At 66.2% G+C, this 20,861-nt stretch carries 18 protein-coding genes; 9 read left to right on the top strand and 9 right to left on the bottom strand.

Annotated elements, in window-relative coordinates:
- Positions 1-74 precede the first annotated feature (74 nt).
- The 5 genes from A5892_RS14620 (at position 75) to A5892_RS14640 (ending at position 4,558) form a co-directional block, all read left to right on the top strand.
- Entirely contained in the window at positions 75-1,124 is a 1,050-nt protein-coding gene (locus A5892_RS14620; protein ID WP_064123417.1) for an aminoglycoside phosphotransferase family protein, read from the top strand.
- Positions 1,121-1,801, top strand: coding sequence for an N-acetylmuramate alpha-1-phosphate uridylyltransferase MurU (gene murU / locus A5892_RS14625; RefSeq protein ID WP_064123418.1), 681 nt, complete (start codon positions 1,121-1,123; stop codon positions 1,799-1,801). The genes A5892_RS14620 and murU overlap by 4 nt, the downstream gene beginning before the upstream one ends.
- Positions 1,802-1,856: 55 nt before the next feature.
- Complete coding sequence (locus tag A5892_RS14630) at positions 1,857-2,276, top strand: OsmC family protein (RefSeq protein ID WP_064123419.1); 420 nt, start codon at positions 1,857-1,859, stop codon at positions 2,274-2,276.
- Between the two features lie 271 nt (positions 2,277-2,547).
- Positions 2,548-3,336 (top strand): adenosylmethionine decarboxylase, encoded by a 789-nt coding sequence (gene speD, locus A5892_RS14635; RefSeq protein WP_064123420.1) that lies wholly within the window; start codon positions 2,548-2,550, stop codon positions 3,334-3,336.
- A 136-nt stretch (positions 3,337-3,472) separates the two neighbouring features.
- Positions 3,473-4,558, top strand: a complete 1,086-nt coding sequence (locus tag A5892_RS14640; RefSeq protein ID WP_064123421.1) for an AI-2E family transporter — start codon at positions 3,473-3,475, stop codon at positions 4,556-4,558.
- A gap of 49 nt (positions 4,559-4,607) precedes the next feature.
- Here the strand turns inward: A5892_RS14640 and A5892_RS14645 are convergent, their stop codons facing one another.
- From A5892_RS14645 to A5892_RS14660, 4 genes are all read right to left on the bottom strand, one after another.
- Positions 4,608-5,150 carry a prepilin peptidase gene (locus tag A5892_RS14645; RefSeq protein ID WP_064123422.1) on the bottom strand — a complete coding sequence of 181 codons (543 nt, stop codon included), beginning with the start codon at positions 5,148-5,150 and terminating at the stop codon, positions 4,608-4,610.
- Between the two features lie 69 nt (positions 5,151-5,219).
- Positions 5,220-5,600, bottom strand: a complete 381-nt coding sequence (nirD, locus tag A5892_RS14650; protein WP_064123423.1) for a nitrite reductase small subunit NirD — start codon at positions 5,598-5,600, stop codon at positions 5,220-5,222.
- The gene (nirB, locus tag A5892_RS14655; protein WP_064123424.1) at positions 5,600-8,170 is read right to left on the bottom strand and encodes a nitrite reductase large subunit NirB; all 2,571 of its coding nucleotides are present in this window, start codon (positions 8,168-8,170) and stop codon (positions 5,600-5,602) included. The genes nirD and nirB overlap by 1 nt, the downstream gene beginning before the upstream one ends.
- Positions 8,167-9,426, bottom strand: a complete 1,260-nt coding sequence (locus A5892_RS14660) for an NAD(P)/FAD-dependent oxidoreductase (protein ID WP_190295622.1) — start codon at positions 9,424-9,426, stop codon at positions 8,167-8,169. The genes nirB and A5892_RS14660 overlap by 4 nt, the downstream gene beginning before the upstream one ends.
- A 773-nt stretch (positions 9,427-10,199) precedes the next feature.
- On the opposite strand from A5892_RS14660, the gene A5892_RS14665 reads away from it, so the two are divergent.
- The gene (locus tag A5892_RS14665; RefSeq protein ID WP_223302681.1) at positions 10,200-12,920 is read left to right on the top strand and encodes a nitrate reductase; all 2,721 of its coding nucleotides are present in this window, start codon (positions 10,200-10,202) and stop codon (positions 12,918-12,920) included.
- A gap of 16 nt (positions 12,921-12,936) precedes the next feature.
- Here the strand turns inward: A5892_RS14665 and A5892_RS14670 are convergent, their stop codons facing one another.
- Both A5892_RS14670 and A5892_RS14675 read right to left on the bottom strand, forming a co-directional pair.
- Positions 12,937-13,584, bottom strand: a complete 648-nt coding sequence (locus A5892_RS14670) for a 3-demethoxyubiquinol 3-hydroxylase (RefSeq protein WP_064123426.1) — start codon at positions 13,582-13,584, stop codon at positions 12,937-12,939.
- Between the two features lie 129 nt (positions 13,585-13,713).
- Positions 13,714-15,072 (bottom strand): MFS transporter, encoded by a 1,359-nt coding sequence (locus tag A5892_RS14675; RefSeq protein ID WP_223302682.1) that lies wholly within the window; start codon positions 15,070-15,072, stop codon positions 13,714-13,716.
- A 395-nt stretch (positions 15,073-15,467) separates the two neighbouring features.
- Here A5892_RS14675 and A5892_RS14680 point away from each other — a divergent pair, with 395 nt between their 5' ends.
- A complete protein-coding gene (locus A5892_RS14680; RefSeq protein ID WP_064123427.1) occupies positions 15,468-16,097 on the top strand; it encodes an ANTAR domain-containing response regulator in 630 nt (209 codons plus the stop codon).
- Complete coding sequence (locus A5892_RS14685) at positions 16,094-17,323, top strand: CmpA/NrtA family ABC transporter substrate-binding protein (protein ID WP_064123428.1); 1,230 nt, start codon at positions 16,094-16,096, stop codon at positions 17,321-17,323. Before A5892_RS14680 ends, A5892_RS14685 begins: the two co-directional genes overlap by 4 nt.
- An 80-nt stretch (positions 17,324-17,403) precedes the next feature.
- Here A5892_RS14685 and A5892_RS14690 read toward each other — a convergent pair whose 3' ends face one another.
- Genes A5892_RS14690 through purD form a run of 3 tightly spaced genes read right to left on the bottom strand, consistent with a single transcriptional unit; the run spans position 17,404 to position 20,003 of the window.
- Positions 17,404-17,745, bottom strand: coding sequence for a histidine triad nucleotide-binding protein (locus tag A5892_RS14690; RefSeq protein ID WP_064123429.1), 342 nt, complete (start codon positions 17,743-17,745; stop codon positions 17,404-17,406).
- Between the two features lie 27 nt (positions 17,746-17,772).
- Positions 17,773-18,645, bottom strand: coding sequence for a phosphoribulokinase (locus A5892_RS14695; protein ID WP_027351454.1), 873 nt, complete (start codon positions 18,643-18,645; stop codon positions 17,773-17,775).
- A gap of 53 nt (positions 18,646-18,698) precedes the next feature.
- Positions 18,699-20,003, bottom strand: coding sequence for a phosphoribosylamine--glycine ligase (gene purD / locus A5892_RS14700; protein ID WP_064123430.1), 1,305 nt, complete (start codon positions 20,001-20,003; stop codon positions 18,699-18,701).
- A gap of 127 nt (positions 20,004-20,130) precedes the next feature.
- Between purD and A5892_RS14705 the strand changes: the two genes are divergently transcribed.
- Positions 20,131-20,859, top strand: coding sequence for a 16S rRNA (uracil(1498)-N(3))-methyltransferase (locus tag A5892_RS14705; protein WP_064123431.1), 729 nt, complete (start codon positions 20,131-20,133; stop codon positions 20,857-20,859).
- Positions 20,860-20,861: the final 2 nt, after the last annotated feature.

Genomic DNA, 20,861 nt, shown 5'->3' on the forward strand with positions numbered 1-20,861 from the left:
CCTGAAGCGCAAGCGTCCAGGAGCGGCCCACGCCATCGCCGCACCCTTCTCCACCCATTCCTCCAGGAGTATCGATGACTGCCCGTTTGTCCGCGCTGAGGCAATGGCTCGCGCATCGCCACAGCCTCGATGCGGCTCGGCTGGTGCTCGAATCGATCGCAGACGATGCCAGCTTCCGCCGCTACTTTCGCCTGCGACTGCCGCAGCCGGGCGGCACCCGGGTGGTCATGGATGCGCCTCCCGAGCACGAGCCGAGCCGCTCCTTCGTCGCCATTGCGCTGGCTTGGGCCAGCGCCGGCCTGCCGGTGCCTGGTATCCATGCGGCAGACCTGTCGCGCGGCTTTCTCGAGCTCGACGATCTCGGCGACACCCTGCTGCGCCGCCGCCTGAACGACGCCGCCCCAGCGGTCCAGGACGCACTGATCGATGATGCGATGGCACTGTCGGTGCGCATCGCCTCCCAGCCCAGCGCGGCACTGCCACCTTACGATCGCCGCCGACTCGCCTTCGAGCTGGGGCTGTTTCCCGAATGGGCACTGACCCGCTGGCTGGGGATCGCAGCGCCCGCCTGCTTCACCGCGGTGTGCGAGCGACTGATCCAGCGTCTGCTCGATCAGCCAAGGCTCACCACCCATCGCGACTATCACCCCGGGAACCTGCTGGTCGGTACCGACGACGAACTGGCAGTGATCGACTTCCAGGGCGCCTGGGCCGGCCCGCTCGGCTATGATCCCGCCTCGCTGCTGCGCGATCGCAACCCGCCTTGGCCGATCGCGCGACAGCATGCGTGGTTCGCCACCCACCAGGCCCTGGCGCTGGAAGCGGGGCTCAGCGCCGAACGCTCGACCGAGCGCCATCTCTGCTGGATCGCCGAGGCCAGCGCCCAGCGTTCGATCAAGGTGCTGGGCCTGTTCTGCAGGCTGGCGCAGCGCGACGGCAAACCCGGCTATCTGCTCGGCCATCAGCGCCACTTCTTCGCCCACCTGCGCCAGGCCATGGGAGAGCTGACCTCAGCCGGCGGCGCGGATGCACCGCTCTGGCGCGCCTTCGATGAGTGGCTGGACGGCGAGTTCGAGCCGCGTATGCGGGCGCAGCTCGATGCGATGGCGGGGGCGGCGCAATGAGGGCGATGATCCTCGCCGCCGGTCGCGGCAGCCGGATGGCCCCACTCACTGACGACTGTCCCAAACCGCTACTAGAAGCCGGCGGCAAACCCCTGATCGTGCACCAGATCGAGCGGCTGCGCCGGATTGGGGTGACGGAGCTGGTGATCAACGTCTCCTATCTCGCCGAGCGGCTGATCGACAGGCTCGGCGATGGCACGGCGCTCGGGGTCGATATCCGCTGGAGCGTCGAGCCAGAACCGTTGGAGACCGCCGGCGGCATCCGCCAGGCACTTGGCCTGCTCGGTGACGCACCGTTTTTGCTGGTCAACGGCGACGTATGGAGCGATTTTCCGCTCGAGCGCCTGACCGCCCCGCTCGAGCGCGACCTGGCTCGATTGGTGATGATCCCCGAAGCGGCGCACCATCCCAGCGGCGACTTCCACCTCACCGGGACCGGGCGGCTACGCCTCGAGGGCGAGCCGAAACGGGTCTACGCGGGCATCGCACTGATCGACCCCGAGCTCTGCGCCGCACTGGCGCCGGGCGAGAAGCGCAAGCTGGTCGAACCTTTGCGCCAGGCGATCAGCGACGACCGCGTCGGCGGGGTGCTCCATCGCGGAGAATGGCTCGACGTCGGCACCCCCGAACGCCTGGGCGAGCTCGATGCGCGGCTGCGCGGGATCGACCGAGCGTGAGGCGCCCGAAGCTTGATACACTGCGGCGAAAATCAAGCCATGGAGTCGATCCAGGATGAAAGCGCGTATCAAATGGACCGACGGACGCCAGTTCGTCGCAGAATCGGGAAGCGGCCACAGCCTGGTGATCGATGGTCATCCAGACCACGGTGGACGCAATACCGGACCACGGCCGATGGAACTCCTGCTGATGGGGCTCGGCGGCTGCTCTTCGTTCGATGTGATCGATATCCTCGCCAAGGCGCGAGCCCAGGTGACCGACTGCGTCGCCGAGCTCGAAGCGGTACGCGCCGACGCGGTACCGGCGGTGTTCGAGAAGATCCATCTGCATTTCGTGGTCAGCGGCCGTGCGCTGAAAGAGGCGCAGGTCAAGCGCGCGGTCGAGCTGTCCGCGCAGAAGTACTGCAGTGCCTCGATCATGCTCGCCAAGGGAGGCGTCGAGATCACCCACTCGTTCGAGATCCGAGAGTCCTGAGCATCACCTCGGGCGAAGCGTTCACTGCGCGGTAAAAAGCCGAGTGCATCATGCTCAAGGGCTGTGCATAATACGCGGCTTTCCCGAATCGCGATGCCATTCGTCATCGTCCGCGAAGCGCCCAGCCTGGGGTCGTTTTCGCAAGCCACGCCCGCACCCGCCGTCCAATGGGGACAGTGGGCGCGAGCGCTCAATCGCGAGATTGTTCTCGCCAGGTTCCGGTGCCAGCTCTCCGGATCGAGCAAACCGCCACACTTCAGGAGGTTCGGAATTGACCAACAGGCTCCGACTCCACGGGTTCAACAACCTGACCAGCTCGCTGAGCTTCAACATCTACGACATCTGCTACGCGCAGACGCCGGAGCAGCGTGAGGCCTACATCGACTACATCGATGACCTCTACAGCGCTGACCGTCTGACCCAGATCCTCAAGGACGTCACCAATATCATCGGTGCGCACGTGCTCAATATCGCACGTCAGGACTACGAGCCCCACGGGGCGAGCGTCACCATCCTGATCGCCGAGCACGAACTCGAAGCACCGGTGAGCAGCGAGCCGGGGCCCGGGCCCTTGCCCGAGACCATCGTCGGCCATCTCGACAAGAGCCACGTCACCGTGCACAGCTATCCGGAATCACACCCGGACAACGGCATCTGCACCTTCAGGCTCGACATCGACGTCTCGACCTGCGGCATGATCTCGCCGCTGAAGGCGCTCAACTACCTGATCCACAGCTTCGACTCCGACATCGTCACCATGGACTACCGGGTGCGCGGCTTCACCCGTGACGTCGACGGTCGCAAGCTGTTCATCGACCACGACATCACTTCGATCCAGGACTACCTGGCCGAGGACACCAAGCGGCAGTATCAAATGATCGACGTCAACGTCTATCAGGAGAACACCTTCCACACCAAGATGCTGCTCAAGGACTTCGATCTCAACAACTACCTCTTCGATATCACCCGGCGCGATCTGTCCTTCGAAAGCGCCGCCGACATCGAAGGGCGGCTGCGTCGTGAGATGCTCGAGATCTTCTACTCGCGCAACCTCGACTGACGACGCTTGCGCCAATGCGACCGAGACCCGGCCCAGCGCCGGGTCTCTTGTTTATCGACCCGACAAGGATTGGGGTAGACTGGGCGCGCCGCTTCCAGCGCGATGCCGGACAATCGTTCAACGTCAAGGAAGGACTATGAACACTTCGATTCAACGCAAAGCATTTCTACTTTTGCTTGCCCTGGTCACCATCGCCTTCATCTGGCTGCTGCTGCCCTACTACGGCGCGGTGTTCTGGGCGGTGATCCTGGCGATCATCTTCCAGCCGATGCAACGCGGCCTGGAGCGACGGCTCGGCGGGCGACGCAACCTCGCCGCACTGATCAGCGTGCTGGCCTGCATCTTCATCGTCATCATTCCGGTCTCGGCGATCGTCGGTTCGCTGATCCAGGAAGGCGCGAGCCTCTACCAGCGGGTGCGCAGCGGCGAGATCGACTTCAACGCCTACCTCGCCCAGTTCCAGGCTGCCCTTCCGCCCACCCTCGAGGAGTGGATGGTGCGGGTGGGCATCGGCGACTTCGCCGAACTGCGCCAGAGGCTCTCTTCGGCGGCGATGCAGGTCAGCCAGCTGCTCGCAGGCCAGGTCCTGAGCATCGGCCAGAACACCCTGCAGTTCCTGGTCAGCCTAGGCATCATGCTCTACCTGCTGTTCTTCCTTTTCCGCGATGGGCGCTCGCTGGGCCGCGACATCCGTGTCTCGATCCCGCTCAGCGACGACTACACCCGTCAGCTGCTCGGCAAGTTCACCGCGGTGGTCCGTGCCACGGTCAAGGGCAACGTGATCATCGCCGCCATCCAGGGGGCGATCGGCGGGGTGACCTTCTGGCTGCTCGGTATCGAGGCTGCCTTGCTTTGGGGGGTGCTGATGGCATTCCTCTCATTGCTGCCGGCGATCGGCGCGGCGGTGGTATGGGTGCCGGTGGCGGCCTACCTGCTGCTCACCGGCGACTATGTCAGAGGAGCGATCCTGGTCTTCGTCGGCGTGGTGGTGATCGGCCTGGTCGACAACCTGCTGCGCCCCCCGCTGGTCGGCAAGGAGACCAAGCTCCCCGACTACGTAGTGCTGATTTCGACCGTCGGTGGGATGTCGATGTTCGGCATCAACGGATTCGTCATCGGTCCGCTGATCGCGGCGCTGTTCATCTCCGCCTGGGCGCTGTTCAAGGCCGAGCAGCAGGAACAGCCGCTACGGGAAGACCCAAGCCCCCCCACCGAAGAGTAGAAGCGAAAGCGGGGCGCCGGATGGCGCCCCGCGGCATCGTTTGCGAGGGTCAGCGGCCAAGCGGGCCGTGCCACCACAGCCAGCCCCAGCCGGCGAGCGCAAGGCAGGGACCGAAAGGGATCGTCGCGGCGCCGGATCGCGCCAGCACGCCCCATAGCAGCCCGAGCGGCGCCGCCAGGGCAAGCACCGGCGCCAGCGCCCCGCACCCCAGCCAAGCGCCGAGGGCGGCGAACAGCTTGACGTCTCCACCGCCGAGGCCTTCGCGCCCGCGCAGTCGACGATAGCCCCGCCGGCAGGCCTCGAGGCTCAGATAGCCAAGCGCCGCGCCCAGGATCGCCATAGCGGGCGCGGCGAACACACCTCCCGCATTGAGCACCAGACCAGTCCAGAGCAGCGGCAGCACCAGGCGGTCGGGCAGCAGCCGGCGCTCGATGTCGATCAACGACAGCCTGGCAAGCGCCGTGCCCAGCCCGGTCATCGCCACGGCCTCGATGCCGGCACCGAATCGCCATCCCGATGCCGCGCCAAGCACACCGACGAGCAGCCACCACCAGGGCTGCGCCGTGCCCCGCCTGCAAACCCGATCCGCCATCGCGCTCTCCTCGCATCGGCCGCGTGCTTCGATTGCATCGGCCGTGCGCGAGCGCGTTTGACGCCTCCCTCAGCTATGCATGTCGATCTCGACCCAGCCGTCGCGCAGCCGCACGGGCCAGGTACGCAGCGCTATCTCCGGCGACTCGATGCAGCGGCCGTCGGCAAGGCGGAAGTGCTGCTTGTAGAGCGGGGAGGCGACCACCGGCTGAGCCGCGATATCGCCAACGATGCCCCGGCCGATCACGTTGGCGCCGGAAAATGGATCTCCATTGGCAAGCGCATAGATGCTCAGCTCGCTACCCGCGGGAAGCAGGAACAGGGCGATCTGCTCGCCCCGACACCAGGCGGTGACGCCAGCGTCGGGCACCAGCTCGTCGATGCTGCACAGTCGCTGCCACTGACCGGCGCACTCGGAATCTACGGCTTCTTCGCTTCTATCGAGGGGCATCAGGCACTCTCCTCACTGACGATCGAGGGAATCTCATCGGCACGCGCCGGGCGACGCTGGCCACGCTCGCGCACGTAGCGCAGTCCCGGGTCGCCCTGGTTCTGATTGACGAAGGTACGAAAGCGCTTGAGCTTCTCCGGGTCGGAAAGGGCGTTGGCCCACTCGCATTCGTAGCGCTCGACCACCAGCGCCATCTGGCGCTCGAGCTCGGCGCAGACACCCAGGCAGTCATCGATCACCACCGACTTGAGATAATCCAGGCCGCCGTCGAGGTTCTCGCGCCATACCGAGGTACGCTGCAGGCGATCCGCCGTGCGCACGTAGAACATCAGCAGCCGATCGATGTAGCGAACCAGGGTCTCATCGTCGAGATCGGTAGCGAACAGCTCGGCGTGACGCGGACGCATACCACCGTTGCCGCACACGTACAGGTTCCAGCCCCGCTCGGTGGCGATCACGCCGATGTCCTTGCTCTGCGCCTCGGCGCACTCGCGGGTACAGCCGGAGACCGCGAACTTGAGCTTGTGCGGCGAGCGCAGCCCTTTGTAGCGGTGCTCGAGCCGCAGCGCCATGGCGACGCTGTCCTGCACGCCATAGCGGCACCAGCTGCTGCCGACGCAGGACTTCACCGTGCGGGTCGACTTGCCGTAGGCGTGGCCGGTCTCGAATCCCGCGGCGAGCAGTTCGGCCCAGATCGACGGCAGCTGATGCAGCTCAGCACCGAACATATCGATGCGCTGACCGCCAGTGATCTTGGTGTAGAGATCGTACTTCTTCGCCACTTCACCGAGCACGATCAGCTTGTCCGGGGTGATCTCGCCACCAGCGATCCGCGGCACCACCGAGTAGGTACCATCCTTTTGCATGTTGGCCATGAAAGCGTCATTGGTGTCCTGCAGCGGCGCAAGCGCCGGGTCGAGGATCGGCCGATTCCAGTTGGAGGCCAGAATCGATGCCACCGCCGGCTTGCAGATGTCGCAGCCAAGCCCCCCGTTGCCGTGACGGCGCATCAGCGTGTCGAAATCCTCGATACCCTCGAGCCGGACCAGGTCGAACAGCGCCTGGCGAGTATGGGAGAAGTGCTCGCAGAGGCTCGCGTCGACCGCCACCCCGCGCGCGGCCAGCTCGGCCTCGAAAGCCTGCTTGAGCAGCGCGCTGCAGCCACCGCAGCCGGTCGAGGCACGGGTCTCTCGCTTGAGCGAGGCCAGATCGAGACACCCCTGGTCGATCGCCTCGCGGATCGTACCCTTGCTGACGTTATGGCAGGAGCAGATCGTCGCGCTGTCCGGCAGCGCATCGATACCGAGCGCAGGAGCGCCCTCGCCCGCCGGCAGGATCAGCGCCTCGGGCGCAAGCGGCGCGGCGATCGCGTTGGCGACGTACTGCAGCAGCGGATCGTAGAAGCTGTTGTCGCCGACCAGCACTGCACCGAGGACCCGCTTGCCATCCTCGCTGACCACCAGGCGGCGATAGCTGGCGCTGCGCTCGTCGATGAAGCGGTAGCTGCGCGCCCCCGGGCTCGCGCCATGGGCATCGCCGATCGAGCCCACATCGACGCCGAGCAGCTTGAGCTTGGTCGACATATCGGCGCCGGTGAACAGCTCGCTCGGCTGGCCGGCGAGCCGCTCGGCGACCAGTCGCGCCATCCGGTACCCCGGCGCTACCAGGCCGAATACCCGTTCGCGCCAGGAGGCGCATTCACCGATCGCGTAGATCGCCGGGTCCGAGCTTGCGCAGTGATCGTTCACCACCACCCCGCCGCGCGCGGCGATCTCGAGCCCGCAATCACGGGCCAACGCATCCTGGGGGCGGATGCCGGCGGAGAACACCACCAGGTCGGTATCCAGCGCGCTACCGTCGGCGAAGCGCATCCGATAACGATGGCCATTCTCCCCGGCGACGATCGCCTCGGTCGCCTTGGAGAGATGCACGCCGACGCCCAGCGCCTCGATCCTGGCCGCCAGCGCAGCGCCGCCCTCGGCATCGAGTTGCACCGGCATCAGCCGGGGGGCGAACTCGACCACATGGGCCTCGAGGCCGAGGCTCTTCAGCGCATTGGCCGCCTCGAGGCCGAGCAGGCCGCCGCCGACCACTACGCCACGGCGGGCGTTGGCTGCGGCGGCGCGGATCATGTCGAGATCGTCCAGGGTGCGATAGACCAGCCGGGCGTCACCTTCGCTACCTGGAATCGCCGGCACGAAGGGATAGGATCCAGTGGCCAGCACCAGCTGGTCGAAGCGATAGCGCCCGCGCGAGGTCACCACCTCGCGTGTGGTGCGATCGATCTTCTCTACCTTCTCGCCAAGATGCAGCGCCACGCCATGGTCCGCGTACAGTCCGGCTTCGCCGAGCGCCAATGATGCAGCGTCGCGTCCAGAGAAGTATTCGGAGAGATGGACCCGGTCATAAGCCGGATGGCGCTCCTCACCGAATACTGAAATCGCGTGATGATGATGCGCGCCGAGCTCGATCAACCGCTCGACGCAGTGGTGGCCGACCATACCGTTGCCGATCACGATCAGCGACGGGCGCCGATCGGCAGGGACGATGGAAGTCTTATCCTGGTTCATGCGATCTCCTCGATCGGATCTTGATGTTGAGAAGGCCGGGCGATCGACGCGGCGTCGAACAGCCAGTCGTCACCCGGCTCGACCGGCGTCCTGGCGAGAAAGTGGTGATACCAGGCAGGCCCGAGGCGGGTGTCGTTGATCAGGTTGCCGGCACGTATCACGCCCCCGTTGAGGCACAGCGCGCGATAATCTCCACTGCCAGGGTCGAAGTAGCGCAGCCAGCGGTCGCCTGCGCATGGACAAGGGTCGCCGAAGGCGTAGAGCGCGATACCGCTGATCTTCAGCCGCGTCGCGCTGGGAAGGGGTTCGAAGCACCCAGGCTCGCCGCAGAGCACGGCGGCAAGCACCTCCACCTGCGCCCAGATCGGCTCGACCAAGCCAAAGGTGGCACCACGGTGCTCGCAACACTCGCCGAGCGCGTGAATCAGCGGATCACTGCTGACCAGGCGGTCGTCGACGCAGATACCCTGGCCACACTCGAGTCCGGCATCCCGCCCAAGCTCGAAATTCGCCTCGATCCCGGCGGCATGGATCAGGCGCTGCGCCTCGAGCCAGCGACCATCGTCGAGCTTCAGCGCCTGGAGCCGGCCACCGCGGTCGGCGCGCATTTCCGCCAGGGTGCGCTCGAGCTCGAAGGCCAGTCCTCTCGATGCGAGCCTGGCCGCCAGCTGCCTACCGCCCTCGGCGTCGAGCTGACGATTCATCGGCCAGGCGCCGCGATGCACCACGGTCACGCGCGCACCACGCTGGCGCAGCCCTTCGGCGGCCTCTAGGCCAAGCAGCCCGGCACCGACCACGCACACCGGCAGGTCCACCAGATCGTCCTCGAGCAAGGCATCGACATCGCCGAGAGTGCGAAACTCGCTCACCCCTTCGCGCGCGTCGCCGAGGACCCTTACTCGCCGGGTGCGCGAACCGGTCGCGATCACCAAGCGGTGATAATTCACCCCGGCGCCCGAGGCGGTGGTCAACCGGCGTCTGCTGCGATCGATCGCGACGACCGGGTCGCCACGGTGGAGCTCGATTCCCTCGGCGCGATACCACTCGGCTGGACGTCCCCACAGCGCGTCGCGCTCGACTTCGCCCGCGAGCAGCGGCGAGAGCAGGATCCGGTTGTAGCCCACCGCCGGCTCGGCACCGATCAGCACGATGCGCAGGCCGGTGCGCGCCTGGAACCCCTTGGCCACCAGTGCCTCGAGCAGGCGCTGGCCGGCCATACCGCCGCCAATGATCACCAGGGCCGGCCGCTCGTTCATCCCCATCACGTTCCTCCTCGCACCAAGTCGATGCCCCTGGGCGAAAAACAAAAAGGCGCCTGAAGCTCCGGAGGGAGCTTCAGGCGCCTTTGCCTGATCTGGCGGGCCCTGGATTATTCTTGTTGGCACGGGCCGCACCGAGGGTGATCGCTTGTTGTCTTTGTCTTGCGATCCCTGCTTTTAGATGATGCCGATCCCATCGAAGTCGAAGCGGATGGCGATCAGGTCGCTCACGCGACCACCGAGGCGACGACGAGGATCTTCGTTGATCGGCATCATCGTGCTTGTTCGGCCCGCATCCCTATACAAGCGATACGCCAACACCGAGAAAATATTTTAAATTCAATTTATTGAAGCACCCTGCCCCTCCCTACCTCGCCCCCAACGTCTATTCGACCACTCATCGATCTCGGCTTCACGGTGCAAACACCCCCTTCATTGCACCGTCTCGGTGCCGGGGATCACCGAGGATTTCGCGCGCGTTCCCACTCCTTACGCCCGCATGTCCTTACGCCCGCATAGGGACGAAGGAAAACTGGCCCGGTTATTGCTGCGTTTCGAGCCTAAAGCCGCCGAACGCGGCTGGCAGCCACCGCTGGACCAGGTCATCACGTCAACGCAGACGGGCCCGGGCGCCAGGGCGGACGCATCGACATCGAGCAGGAAGACCGAGCAAAGGGGCTCGTTTCGCATTCGCGAAACGAGCCCCTTTTGCGTTCGATGCCTTTTCAACCCCGCAGACGAGTAGCACTGCGCGACCAAGAGGCCACACGATGAGCGAGCACCAAAACCAAGCCGCTATGATCACCACCGCCACCACCTGCCCCTACTGCGGTGTCGGCTGCGGCGTGCTGGTCCAGCATGACCGCCAGATGCCGATCGCGGTATCCGGCGACCGCGCTCATCCAGCCAACTTCGGCCGCCTCTGCGTCAAGGGCAGCGCGCTGCACGAGACGCTCGGCGAGCACGGCCGCGTGCTTCATCCCCGCGTCGATGGCGTCGAGACTCGCTGGGACGATGCGATCGATGCCGTCGTCACCCGCCTGCGCGCGACCATCGAACGACACGGCGCTGAGTCGGTGGCGGGCTACCTCTCCGGCCAGCTGCTCACCGAGGACTACTACGTCGCCAACAAGCTGTTCAAGGGATTCATCGGCACCCCGCACCTGGATACCAACTCGCGGCTATGCATGGCCTCGGCGGTGGCTGGGCACAAACGCGCCTTCGGCGCGGATGCGGTACCCTGCTGCTACGAGGACCTCGAGCAAGCGCGGCTGCTGGTGATAGTCGGCAGCAACCTGGCTTGGAACCACCCTGTGCTGTTCCAGCGGGTGAGCGAGGCGAAGCGTCGCGATCCAGCGCTCAAGGTAGTGGTGATCGACCCCCGAATGACCGAGACCTGCGAGATCGCCGATCTGTTTCTCGGCCTGCGCACCGGCGGCGACATTCGCCTGTTCAACGGTCTGCTGGCCTATCTCTCCAGGGAGGACGGGTTGAACCGCGACTTCATCCGCACGCATACCGAAGGCTTCGAGGAGGCGCTGGCGGAAGCTCAGCGTGCCCCCGACACGGTGGCCGAGATCGCCAAGGCCTGCGGCCTGGCCCCTACATCGGTCGAGACCTTCTACCGCTGGTTCGCCCGCGAGCCCCGCGTAGTGACCCTGTTCTCCCAGGGAACCAACCAGTCCGACCGCGGCACCGACCGGGTCAACGCGATCATCAACTGCCACCTGGCCGGTGGACGGATCGGCTACCCCGGCGCAGGCCCCTTCTCGATCACCGGCCAGCCCAATGCGATGGGCGGACGAGAAGTTGGCGGGCTGGCCAACCAACTCGCCGCGCACATGGACTACCACACACCCGGCGCACTCGAGCGGGTGACACGCTTCTGGGCGACGCCGGCGCTGACGCCCCGGCTACCGTCGGCCCCAGGGCACAAAGCGGTGGCGCTGATCGAGGCGCTCGAGCGCGGAGAGATCCAGGCGCTCTGGGTGATGGCGACCAATCCGGCGGTGAGCCTGCCGGATAGCCAAAGGGTGCGCCGTGCGCTGGAGCGCTGTCCGCTGGTGATCGTCAGCGAAGCGATGGAGTCGGCGGATACCCTGGCCTACGCCGACATCGTGCTGCCGGCGAGCAGCTGGGCGGAGAAGGATGGCACGGTGACCAATTCAGAGCGGCGCATATCCCGCCAGCGCGGCATGCTGCCACCTCCCGGAGAGGCCCGCCATGACTGGCAGGCGCTCTGTGAGGTAGCGGCGGGACTGGGCTATGGAGATGCATTCGACTACCAGGCGCCGTGGCAGATCTTCGACGAACATGCCCGGCTCTCGGGCTTCGAGAACGACGACACCCACGGTCGCAGGCTCTTCGACATCTCAGCGCTCGCCGGGCTAGATGCCGCCGGCTACGACGCGCTGGCCCCGATCCAATGGCCGGTCAATGCCAGAGCACCGCACGGCACCTCGCGGCTATTCGAGGATGCTCGCTTCGCCACGCCCAACCATCGCGCCCGGCTGGTACCGATCGTCGACGAGGCTGACACGGCAGCGGATCGAGACTTCATCCTCAATACCGGCCGGATCCGCGACCAGTGGCACACCATGACGCGCACTGCCCGCTCGACGCGGTTGAATCGCCACCGCGCCGAGCCTTTCGTCGAGCTGCACCCGGACGACGCCGCGGCCTTGAAGATCCGTCAGGACGCACTGGTGCGGCTCGATAACCCACGCGGCAGCTTTCTCGGCAGGGCCCGGCTCATGCCAGGACAGCGGCGCGGAGAGCTTTTCGTGCCGATCCACTGGAACCACCACTTCACCACCGCAGGCCTTGCCAGCGCCCTGACCGAGCGCCGCTGCGACCCCATTTCAGGCCAGCCGGCGAGCAAGTCGGCGCGGGTGCGAATTATGGCGCTGCCGACCCGGTGGGAGGCGAGCGTCCTGCTCGAACGCATGCCACAGCGCAACCGGCTTGCCGCCCTCGGGATCGACTACTGGACTCAGACGCCACTGCGCCGATGCGTGCGGCTCCAACTAGCTGCCAGCGTGGCGCCCACCCGGGAGGCGCTGTTCGAAGCCCTGTTCGGCGGCGAGCCAACGCTGTGGAGCGAACCGAGCGATGGCATCCATTTTCGCGCCGCTTGGCTGGAAGCCGGGCGGCTGCGTGGGTGGCTGCGGGTCGCTCCGGCGCCTTTCGAGTTCGACGATGACTGGCTCGATCTGCGCTTCGCCGATGCCAGCCTCGAGCTCGATGCTCGCCGCCGGCTGCTCGCCGGACGCGGCCTCGATGAACGACCCCAGGGCAGGATCATCTGCAGTTGCCATCAGGTCGGCCAGCGGCCGATCCAATGCGCACTGGAGGAAGGCTGTCTGGACATCGAAGCCCTGGGCCAGCGCCTGCGCTGCGGTACCCAGTGCGGCTCCTGCATTCCAGAACTGAAGCGGATGATTGGGCAGGCCAACCATGCCCGTGAGGCGGATATTTCGGATGCCGGTTGACGGCCCTCGTGCGCTTCTAGATCCGTCGCGCCACGCTGGCGACGGCCTTGGATAGCGCAACGAAACCGAGCCTCAGCGGCGCGGCGGCGCGCGTGCCGCCGGCCTCGAGCGCGATATGGGCCTGCTGCGCTTCCCGCTCGGCGATGCGCTCGAGGATCGCCCGCGAGCGCTGATCGGCCGCGGGCAGCGCGCTCAGATGACGATCGACCCGGTTACCGATACGCTCGGCCTGGGCATTGACCAGACCGAGCCCCCAGCGGTCGTCCAACCGGGCGCTGATGGCACCGCCGCCGAGCGATACGAAATAGATCAGCGGCGCGAGCAGGCTCGGCTTCGCCTCCAGCTCGCGCAGCCTCGCCCGACACCAGAGCAGCCGGTCGAATCCTTCCTCGGCATGGCGCAGCATGCGTCGACGCCCTTCCTCGCTGGGAGCTCCGAGCGCCCGACCGCGATAGAGCGCAACGCTCGCCAGCTGGTCGATGTGGTCGATGCGCAGCAGCTGAGCCGCAGTGTGCCGCTCCTCCTCGGTGAGGCCGGCGTCGTTGACGCCCACCGCGGGCGATGCCTGGGCAGGCGCGACCGTCGATGGCGCAAGCGTACGCAGCGCAGCGTCGAACTGCTCGATCAACCGGTCGGTGAAACTGTACTGACGAGACGGTGGCATGAGGGCACTCCCTTGGCGACTGCGAAAACACGCGACACCCTCCCATCATAGCCGCTCGTGCCGATGCCGGCCCACTACGGCGCGCCCAAGGTCGCGCCGTACGTATCCATTGCGCGGCCGATCTTGCGTCTATACGTGGACACCAAGGCGCGCGAAGCGATTGCCGCGGCGCATGTAGCAACCCCAGACGATAGCGATACACAGCAGATAGAAACCGATGAACGCATAAAGCGCCATCACCAGCGACCCGCTCAAGCTGGAGGAGAGCGCAAAGCCGCGCGGAACCAGGAAACCGCCATAGGCGCCGATAGCGGCGATCACGCCGATCGCCGCCGCCGCATGGCGCTTGACCACATTCATCGCCGCATAGTCTCGGGTCTCGACTCCGGCGCGAAAGATCGCGGGGATCATCCGGTAGGTCGCGCCGTTACCGACCCCGGTGAACACGAACAGCAGCATGAAAGTGGTGAAGAACAGCAGGAAGCTGCCGATCTCGAGCGCATGGATCACTCCCAAGGCGCCGATGATCATCATCACGAAGGAGACTACCGTCATCCGCGCACCGCCGAAGCGATCGGCGAGCGACCCACCGAGAGGACGGGCCAGTGAGCCGACCAGCGCGCCCATGAAGGCGAGGCCCAGGCTGACGTCGGGAAAGGCGATGGAGATCAGCGTCGGAAAGGCGCCGGAGAAACCGATGAAGGAGCCGAAGGTGCCGATGTAGAGCACCGACATGATCCAGGTGTGGCGATGACGAAAGGCACCGGCATAGCCTGAGAAGTCGGTCTTGGCGGTGCTGAGGTTGCTCATGTAGCGCCAGGCGAGCAGTGCTGAGAGCAGCGCCAGCGGGATCCACAGCAGCCCCGCCCGCTCGAGCGCGATACCACTGCCCGACACCACCACCAGCGGAATCACCAGCAGAGCCACCGCGACGCCGAGGTTGCCGCCGGCGGCATTGAGCCCCAGGGCCCGGCCCTTTTCCGCTTCAGGGTAGAAAAACGAGATATTGGCCATGGAGCTTGCGAAGTTGCCACCCCCTACGCCCCCGAGCGCGGCGAGCAGCAGCATCACGGTGAAAGAGGTGCCGGGATTGAGCACCACGTAGACCAGCCCGATGCAGGGCAGGATCAGCAGCAACGAGGAGACCACCGTCCAGTTGCGCCCGCCGAAGCGGGGCACCGCGAAGGTGTAGGGGAATCTCAGGGTGGCGCCGACCAAATTGGGCACCGCGATCAGCCAGAAGATCTGATCGGGTGTCAATGAATAGCCGACTCGATTGAGCATCGGCGCGGTCACCGCCCAGAGCTGCCAGACGGCAAAGCCGAGAAACTCGGCGAAGATGGAAAGCCACAGGTTGCGCTTGGCGATGCGCTGCCCATGGGTCTGCCAGAAATGCTGGTCCTCGGGATCGAAATGCTCGATCCAGCTGCCGTTGGCTGCAAGGGGGCTACGGGCGTCACGGGACAACGGGGTAGTGTTCGATTCCACGATCGATTCTCCGCAGGTCGGAAGGAGATGACGAAACGTTATGAATCGACGCACTCGTATCCGGCCGGCGGATCTGGTCCACGTCGGGATGCCGGGCCCGGGAGGAGCGACGGCATCTACGCGCCTTTAGCAAAGCAAGCGGCGTACCAACCAGCGCCATTCGGCGAGAAAGGCTTGGAATATCTCCCAGCGGACTTGGTTCGAGGGCCCGCCAGGGCGGCGATAGCGCACCACCGGCGTGCATCTTGGAACCGCCACGCATCATCCAGGCACCTGCACGCGAATGCTTGTCGCCGGACCTTGCTTACGGGACCTTGCTTACAGGAATATGCCGTATCCAGGCTACGGCACTGCCGCGCTGGCATTCCCTGTCCGCCCTTTACTGAGGAATCTCGATGAGCGTGCGAGTGCTGATCGTCGATGCGCGTTCCGAGCGCTCGCACACGCTTGAACGCTCGCTCGTCGAGGCCGGCTTCGAAGTGCTGATGATCACCGACGAGTACTGCGACCTGCATGGCCTGGTCGAGCGCCTAGAGCCCGATGCGGTGCTGATCGATACCCGCCTGCCGAGCCGCGACGTTCTCGAGCACCTCGGCCATATCAACCGCCGATACCCGCGACCGATGATAGTGTTCTCCCGGGAAGCCGATTCGGCGCTGACCCGGCAGGCCGCGCGCGCCGGCGTCAGCGCCTATGTGGTCGAGGGGCTGGTGCCTTCGCTGGTGCGTTCGCTCATCGATGTGGCGATCGAAAGCTTCGAGACTCACCGCCAGCTCAAGCATGAGCTCAATCGTGCGCGCGAGACGCTGAACCAGCGGCGAACGATCGATCGCGCCAAGACCGCGCTCATGGAGCGTTACGGAGTCAGCGAGGCAATCGCCTATGGACAACTACGCAAACTCGCCATGGACCGCAGAACCACGGTATTCGAACTTGCCGGGGAGCTGCTCGAACAGCTCGTCGACACCCGGCCGCGCAAGCCTGGGGCAAAATCGCCCAATGGCGACGAAGGAGACGATCGATGAGCGCGCTTGAAACCCACCACCTGCGCCTGGCGATGCTGCCGCTGTCGGACAGTGCGCCGCTGGTGGTCGCCGCCGACCAGGGCTTCTTCGCCGAGGAGGGACTCGATGTCGAACTGCGCGTGGAGAGTTCGTGGGCCGCGGTACGCGATGCGATCCAGCTCGAGCAGGTCGAGGCAGCCCACCTGCTGCCGCTGATGCCGCTCGCAGCGACCCTCGGGCTCGATGGCCGTCCCACACCGATGCTCTCGGCGTTGACGCTCAACCTCAACGGCAACGCGATCAGCCTCTCGCGCCCGCTGTTCGAGCATATGTGCAGGCTACTTCCCGAGGCCGCCGCGCACCCGCAGCGACGCGCCGAAGCCCTCGCTCGGGTGATAGCGGCAAGGCGCGAGGCGGGTCTCGAGCCGCTCAGGCTGGCCAGCGTGCACCCGTTCTCGTCCCACCGCTACCTGCTGCGCGCCTGGCTCGACGCCGCGGGGATCGACCCGGACCGCGACGTGGAACTGCGGGTGGTGCCGCCCCCGCTGATGGCCGACCAGGTGGAGGCGGGGTGGATCGATGGCTACTGCGTCGGCGCGCCCTGGAATGATCTCGGCGTCGAGCGCGGCGTCGCTGTCGTGGCCTGCGAGGGCTACGCGATATGGCACAACGCCGGGGAGAAGGTCCTGGGGGTTCGCGAGCAGTGGGCCGAACGTCACCCGAACACCCACCATGCTCTGCTGAGAGCGCTGATCAGGGCCGGCCACTGGCTCGACGCCGATGCCGAGCATCGACTCGCCGCATGCCGGATGCTGATCGACGGCGGCTATCTCGCGCTACCCCACAGCGTCGTCGAAGCGGAGCTCCATGCTCGCTTCGTTGCCGGTGAGGGGCGCGACGCCCAGCGTGACATCCACTTCGCCCGCTTCAATGCCCAGCACCCCTGGCGTACCCATACGCTTTGGTTCGCGGCGCAGCTGCATCGCTGGGGCCACTTCGACGACGAAATCCGGCTGCGCGAGGCGGTCGAACGCTGCGTACGCCCGGACATCTATCGAGCGGCCGCGCATTCGCTGGGGATCGCGACCGCTCGCGCCGAACTCTGCTCGCTCGGCGAGCACGCCGAACCCCACCACATCGATGCCGACGACGGCACCGTGCTCCTGCTCGGCGCCGATTCGCTGCTCGCGGGCGGACGCTTCGACCCCTCGGCGCCTTTCCCTGCAAGCCGCGTGCAAAAGCCATGAGGCAGCGGTGAACGACGGCGGCCCGGGCTGGGTGCCCGGGCCGCCGTCATCGATCGCGCAATGCTCGCGAACCCGGCGCCTCAGCCCGGCGGCCAGTTCAACCGGCGCCCGCCGAGCAGATGCATATGGATGTGGTAGACGCTCTGGCCCCCGTACTCGTTGCAGTTCATCACCACCCGATAGCCCTCTTCGGCGAAGCCGAGCTGCTTGGCGAGCCGGGCAGCGACGAGCGGCAGACGCCCGACCAGCGCGGCGTCCTCCTCGGAGAGGTCGTTGAGCGTGGCGATCGGCTTCTTGGGGATGATCAGCACATGGGTCGGTGCCTGAGGGTTGATGTCGTTGAAGGCCAGCACCTGATCGTCCTCGTAGACGATCTCGGCGGGGACCTCGCGGGCGATGATCTTGTCGAACAGCGTGCTCATGAAATCCTCGTGGTTGTCGGCGGGGAACTAGCGGAAACGCCGCTGGGCGAGCAGCGACTCGATCTTCGGTGCGATGATCAGCTCGATCGCAAGCGGCATCTTGGCACCCGGGACCACCAGGGTATGCGGGCGGGTGATGAACGACCCCTGGATCATCGCCAGTAGGTAGGGGAAGTCGACCTGCATGCGATCGCGAAAACGGATCACCACGAACGACTCGGCGTCGGTCGGAATCGACTGCGGCTCGAAGGGGTTGGAGGTATCGACCGTGGGCACCCGCTGGAAGTTGATGTGGGTGCGCGAGAACTGCGGCTGGATGTAGCGCACGTAGTCCTGCATCCGGCCGAGGATGGTGTCGACCACCGCCTCGTGGGAGTAGCCGCGCATGTTGATATCGCGGTCGATCTTCTGGATCCACTCGAGGTTGACCGTCGGCGCCACACCGACCAGCAGGTCTACGTGGCGGGCGATATCGTACTCGTCGGTGACCAGGCCTCCATGCAGGCCCTCGTAGAACAGCAGATCGGTGCCGGCCGGTAGCGGCTGCCACTCGGTGAAGGTGCCGACCCGATGGCCGGCCTCGAGCATCCGCTTGTCTTCAGCATGGATGTAATGGCGATAGTCGCCGGTGCCGCGGGCATTGTACTCGGCGAACAGCGCCTCCAAGCGGTCGAGCAGGTTGGCCTCGACATGGAAGTGCGAGAGCTGGTGCTTGCGCTCCGGCTCCTCACGGCGAATCCGCGCGAGATCGTCGCGGGTATAGCGGTGAAAGGCGTCGCCATCGACGTAGGCGGCATGCACCGCTTCGCGCTCGAACATGCGCTCGAAGGCGCGGCGCACCGTAGTGGTGCCGGCGCCCGACGAGCCGGTCACGGCGACGATCGGGTACTCACGCGACATCGACTCCCTCCCCTCTGATGATCCCGACGACCCACTCGGGCCAGAGCCCCAGATTAGGCGTTTTCGCGCGCGATCGCACGATAGGCGATGTCGCGCCGATACACCGCCCCCTCCAGTTTGATCTCCTCGAGCCCGCGATAGCTCGCCGCCGCCGCATCGAAGACGCTCGCTCCCAGTGCCGTGACGCAGAGCACCCGGCCACCGCTGGAAAGCACTCGTCCATCGCCGTCCATCGTGGTACCGGCGTGGAACACCTTGGCGCCGAGCGCCTCGGCCGCATCGAGCCCAGTGATCGGATCGTTTCTGCGGTAGCTTCCGGGGTAGCCGCCGGCCGCGAGCACCACGCCGACCGCCGGGCGCGGGTCCCACTCGCAGCTGACCCGATCAAGCCTCCCCTCCAGTGCCGCGAGGCAGAGCTCGACCAGATCGGAGCGCAGCCGCAGCATGATCGGTTGGGTCTCGGGGTCGCCGAAGCGGCAGTTGTACTCGATCACCTTGGGCGCGCCTTCGGCGTCGATCATCAGCCCGGCATAGAGGAAGCCGACGTAGCGCGCACCCTCTTCCTTCATCCCGCGCACGGTCGGTTCGATCACCTCGCGCATGATCCGCGCGTCGATCTCGGCGGTAACCACGGGTGCCGGCGAATAGGCGCCCATGCCTCCGGTATTGGGGCCGAGATCGCCGTCGAGCGCGCGTTTGTGGTCCTGGCTGGTGGCCATCGCCAGCACATTGTCGCCATCGACCATGACGATGAAACTCGCCTCTTCACCGTCGAGGAACTCCTCGATCACCACCCGCGCGCCAGCATCGCCGAAGGCGTTGGCCTCGAGCATGTCGCGCACCGCAGCGCGCGCCTCCTGCTCGGTGGTGGCGACCACTACCCCCTTGCCGGCGGCAAGGCCGTCGGCCTTGATCACGATCGGCGCGGCGCGGCCGTCGACGGCGAGCGCATCGAGATAGGCGAGCGCTTCGCCGATCTTGGTGAAGGTGCGGTACTCGGCGGTGGGAATCGCGTGGCGGGCCAGAAAGTCCTTGGTGAACGACTTCGAGCCCTCGAGTTGGGCGGCCTTGGCGCTGGGGCCGAAGATCTTGAGCCCCTCGCGCTCGAAGCGATCGACGATGCCGGCGACCAGCGGCGCCTCGGGACCGACGATGGTCAGCTCGACGGCCTCGCGCTTGGCGAATTCGACCAGCGCATCGAAGTCGTCGATATCGATCGCCACGTTCTCGAGCTTCTCCTCACGTGCGGTACCCGCGTTGCCCGGAGCGACGAAGACCCGCTCGACCCCACTCGACTGCGCCGCTTTCCATGCCAGGGCGTGCTCGCGGCCGCCACCGCCGATGATCAATACCTTCATGGATACCATCCCGCTTGAACTTGAGTCGGATTCAGCCGCCGATTATGCCAGAAAACCGCGCCAGCGGCGGCGCGACCGAGATGTGCCCGAACTGCTATGCTAGCGACTGGCAATGAGTCACGAATCGATGAACCTGATCCTGTTCCCCCCCGAATCCCTGCGCCACTCCCCCGATGGAACCGCCTATGTGGAGCTTCGCGATCCACGCAGGCTGCGGCATCTCCACGAGGTGCATCGCGCCACCATCGGCGAGCGCTACCAGCTCGGCGAGATCGACGGCGAGATCGGAGAAGGCGAGCTGCTCGCCTTCGACCGCGACCTCGCGCGTTTCGCCTTCACCCCCCGCCGCGCCGCGCCGCAGCCGCTGGACCTGCACCTGCTGCTGGCGCTGCCGCGCCCGCGAATGCTCGCACGCAGCCTCGAGAACATCGCCACTCTCGGGGTCAAGCGCCTGACCCTGCTCCACACCGCACGGGTCGAGAAGAGCTATTGGCAGTCGCCGGAGCTGGGAGCGGAAAAGATCCGCCAGCATCTCGAACTCGGGCTCGAGCAGGCCCGCGACACGCTGATGCCGGCCGTCGAACTGGTCACCCGCTTCAAGCCATTCGTCGAGGACCAGCTGCCCGCGCTGCTCGAGGGGCGCCGAGGGCTCGTCGCCCACCCCGGTGCGGCGGCACCCTGTCCCCGCGGGCTGCCGCTCGATGCGCCGCTGCTGCTGGCAATCGGTCCCGAGGGAGGATTCATCGACTACGAGGTCGAGCGGCTGATCGAAGCCGGCTGCGAAGGCATCCATCTCGGCGAGCGTATCCTGCGGGTAGAGACCGCGGTGGTGGCGCTGCTCTCCAGGCTCTACTGAGC

The sequence above is a fragment of the Halotalea alkalilenta genome (assembly GCF_001648175.1).
Lineage (GTDB): Bacteria > Pseudomonadota > Gammaproteobacteria > Pseudomonadales > Halomonadaceae > Halotalea > Halotalea alkalilenta_A.

Coding starts and splice junctions, on each gene's coding strand:
- A5892_RS14620 (WP_064123417.1), top strand. CDS start 75: ATGACTGCCCGTTTGTCCGCGCTGAGGCAATGGCTCGCGCATCGCCAC.
- murU (WP_064123418.1), top strand. CDS start 1,121: ATGAGGGCGATGATCCTCGCCGCCGGTCGCGGCAGCCGGATGGCCCCA.
- A5892_RS14630 (WP_064123419.1), top strand. CDS start 1,857: ATGAAAGCGCGTATCAAATGGACCGACGGACGCCAGTTCGTCGCAGAA.
- A5892_RS14640 (WP_064123421.1), top strand. CDS start 3,473: ATGAACACTTCGATTCAACGCAAAGCATTTCTACTTTTGCTTGCCCTG.
- A5892_RS14645 (WP_064123422.1), bottom strand. CDS start 5,150: ATGGCGGATCGGGTTTGCAGGCGGGGCACGGCGCAGCCCTGGTGGTGG.
- nirD (WP_064123423.1), bottom strand. CDS start 5,600: ATGCCCCTCGATAGAAGCGAAGAAGCCGTAGATTCCGAGTGCGCCGGT.
- nirB (WP_064123424.1), bottom strand. CDS start 8,170: ATGAACCAGGATAAGACTTCCATCGTCCCTGCCGATCGGCGCCCGTCG.
- A5892_RS14660 (WP_190295622.1), bottom strand. CDS start 9,426: ATGAACGAGCGGCCGGCCCTGGTGATCATTGGCGGCGGTATGGCCGGC.
- A5892_RS14665 (WP_223302681.1), top strand. CDS start 10,200: ATGAGCGAGCACCAAAACCAAGCCGCTATGATCACCACCGCCACCACC.
- A5892_RS14670 (WP_064123426.1), bottom strand. CDS start 13,584: ATGCCACCGTCTCGTCAGTACAGTTTCACCGACCGGTTGATCGAGCAG.
- A5892_RS14680 (WP_064123427.1), top strand. CDS start 15,468: ATGAGCGTGCGAGTGCTGATCGTCGATGCGCGTTCCGAGCGCTCGCAC.
- A5892_RS14685 (WP_064123428.1), top strand. CDS start 16,094: ATGAGCGCGCTTGAAACCCACCACCTGCGCCTGGCGATGCTGCCGCTG.
- A5892_RS14690 (WP_064123429.1), bottom strand. CDS start 17,745: ATGAGCACGCTGTTCGACAAGATCATCGCCCGCGAGGTCCCCGCCGAG.
- A5892_RS14695 (WP_027351454.1), bottom strand. CDS start 18,645: ATGTCGCGTGAGTACCCGATCGTCGCCGTGACCGGCTCGTCGGGCGCC.
- purD (WP_064123430.1), bottom strand. CDS start 20,003: ATGAAGGTATTGATCATCGGCGGTGGCGGCCGCGAGCACGCCCTGGCA.
- A5892_RS14705 (WP_064123431.1), top strand. CDS start 20,131: ATGAACCTGATCCTGTTCCCCCCCGAATCCCTGCGCCACTCCCCCGAT.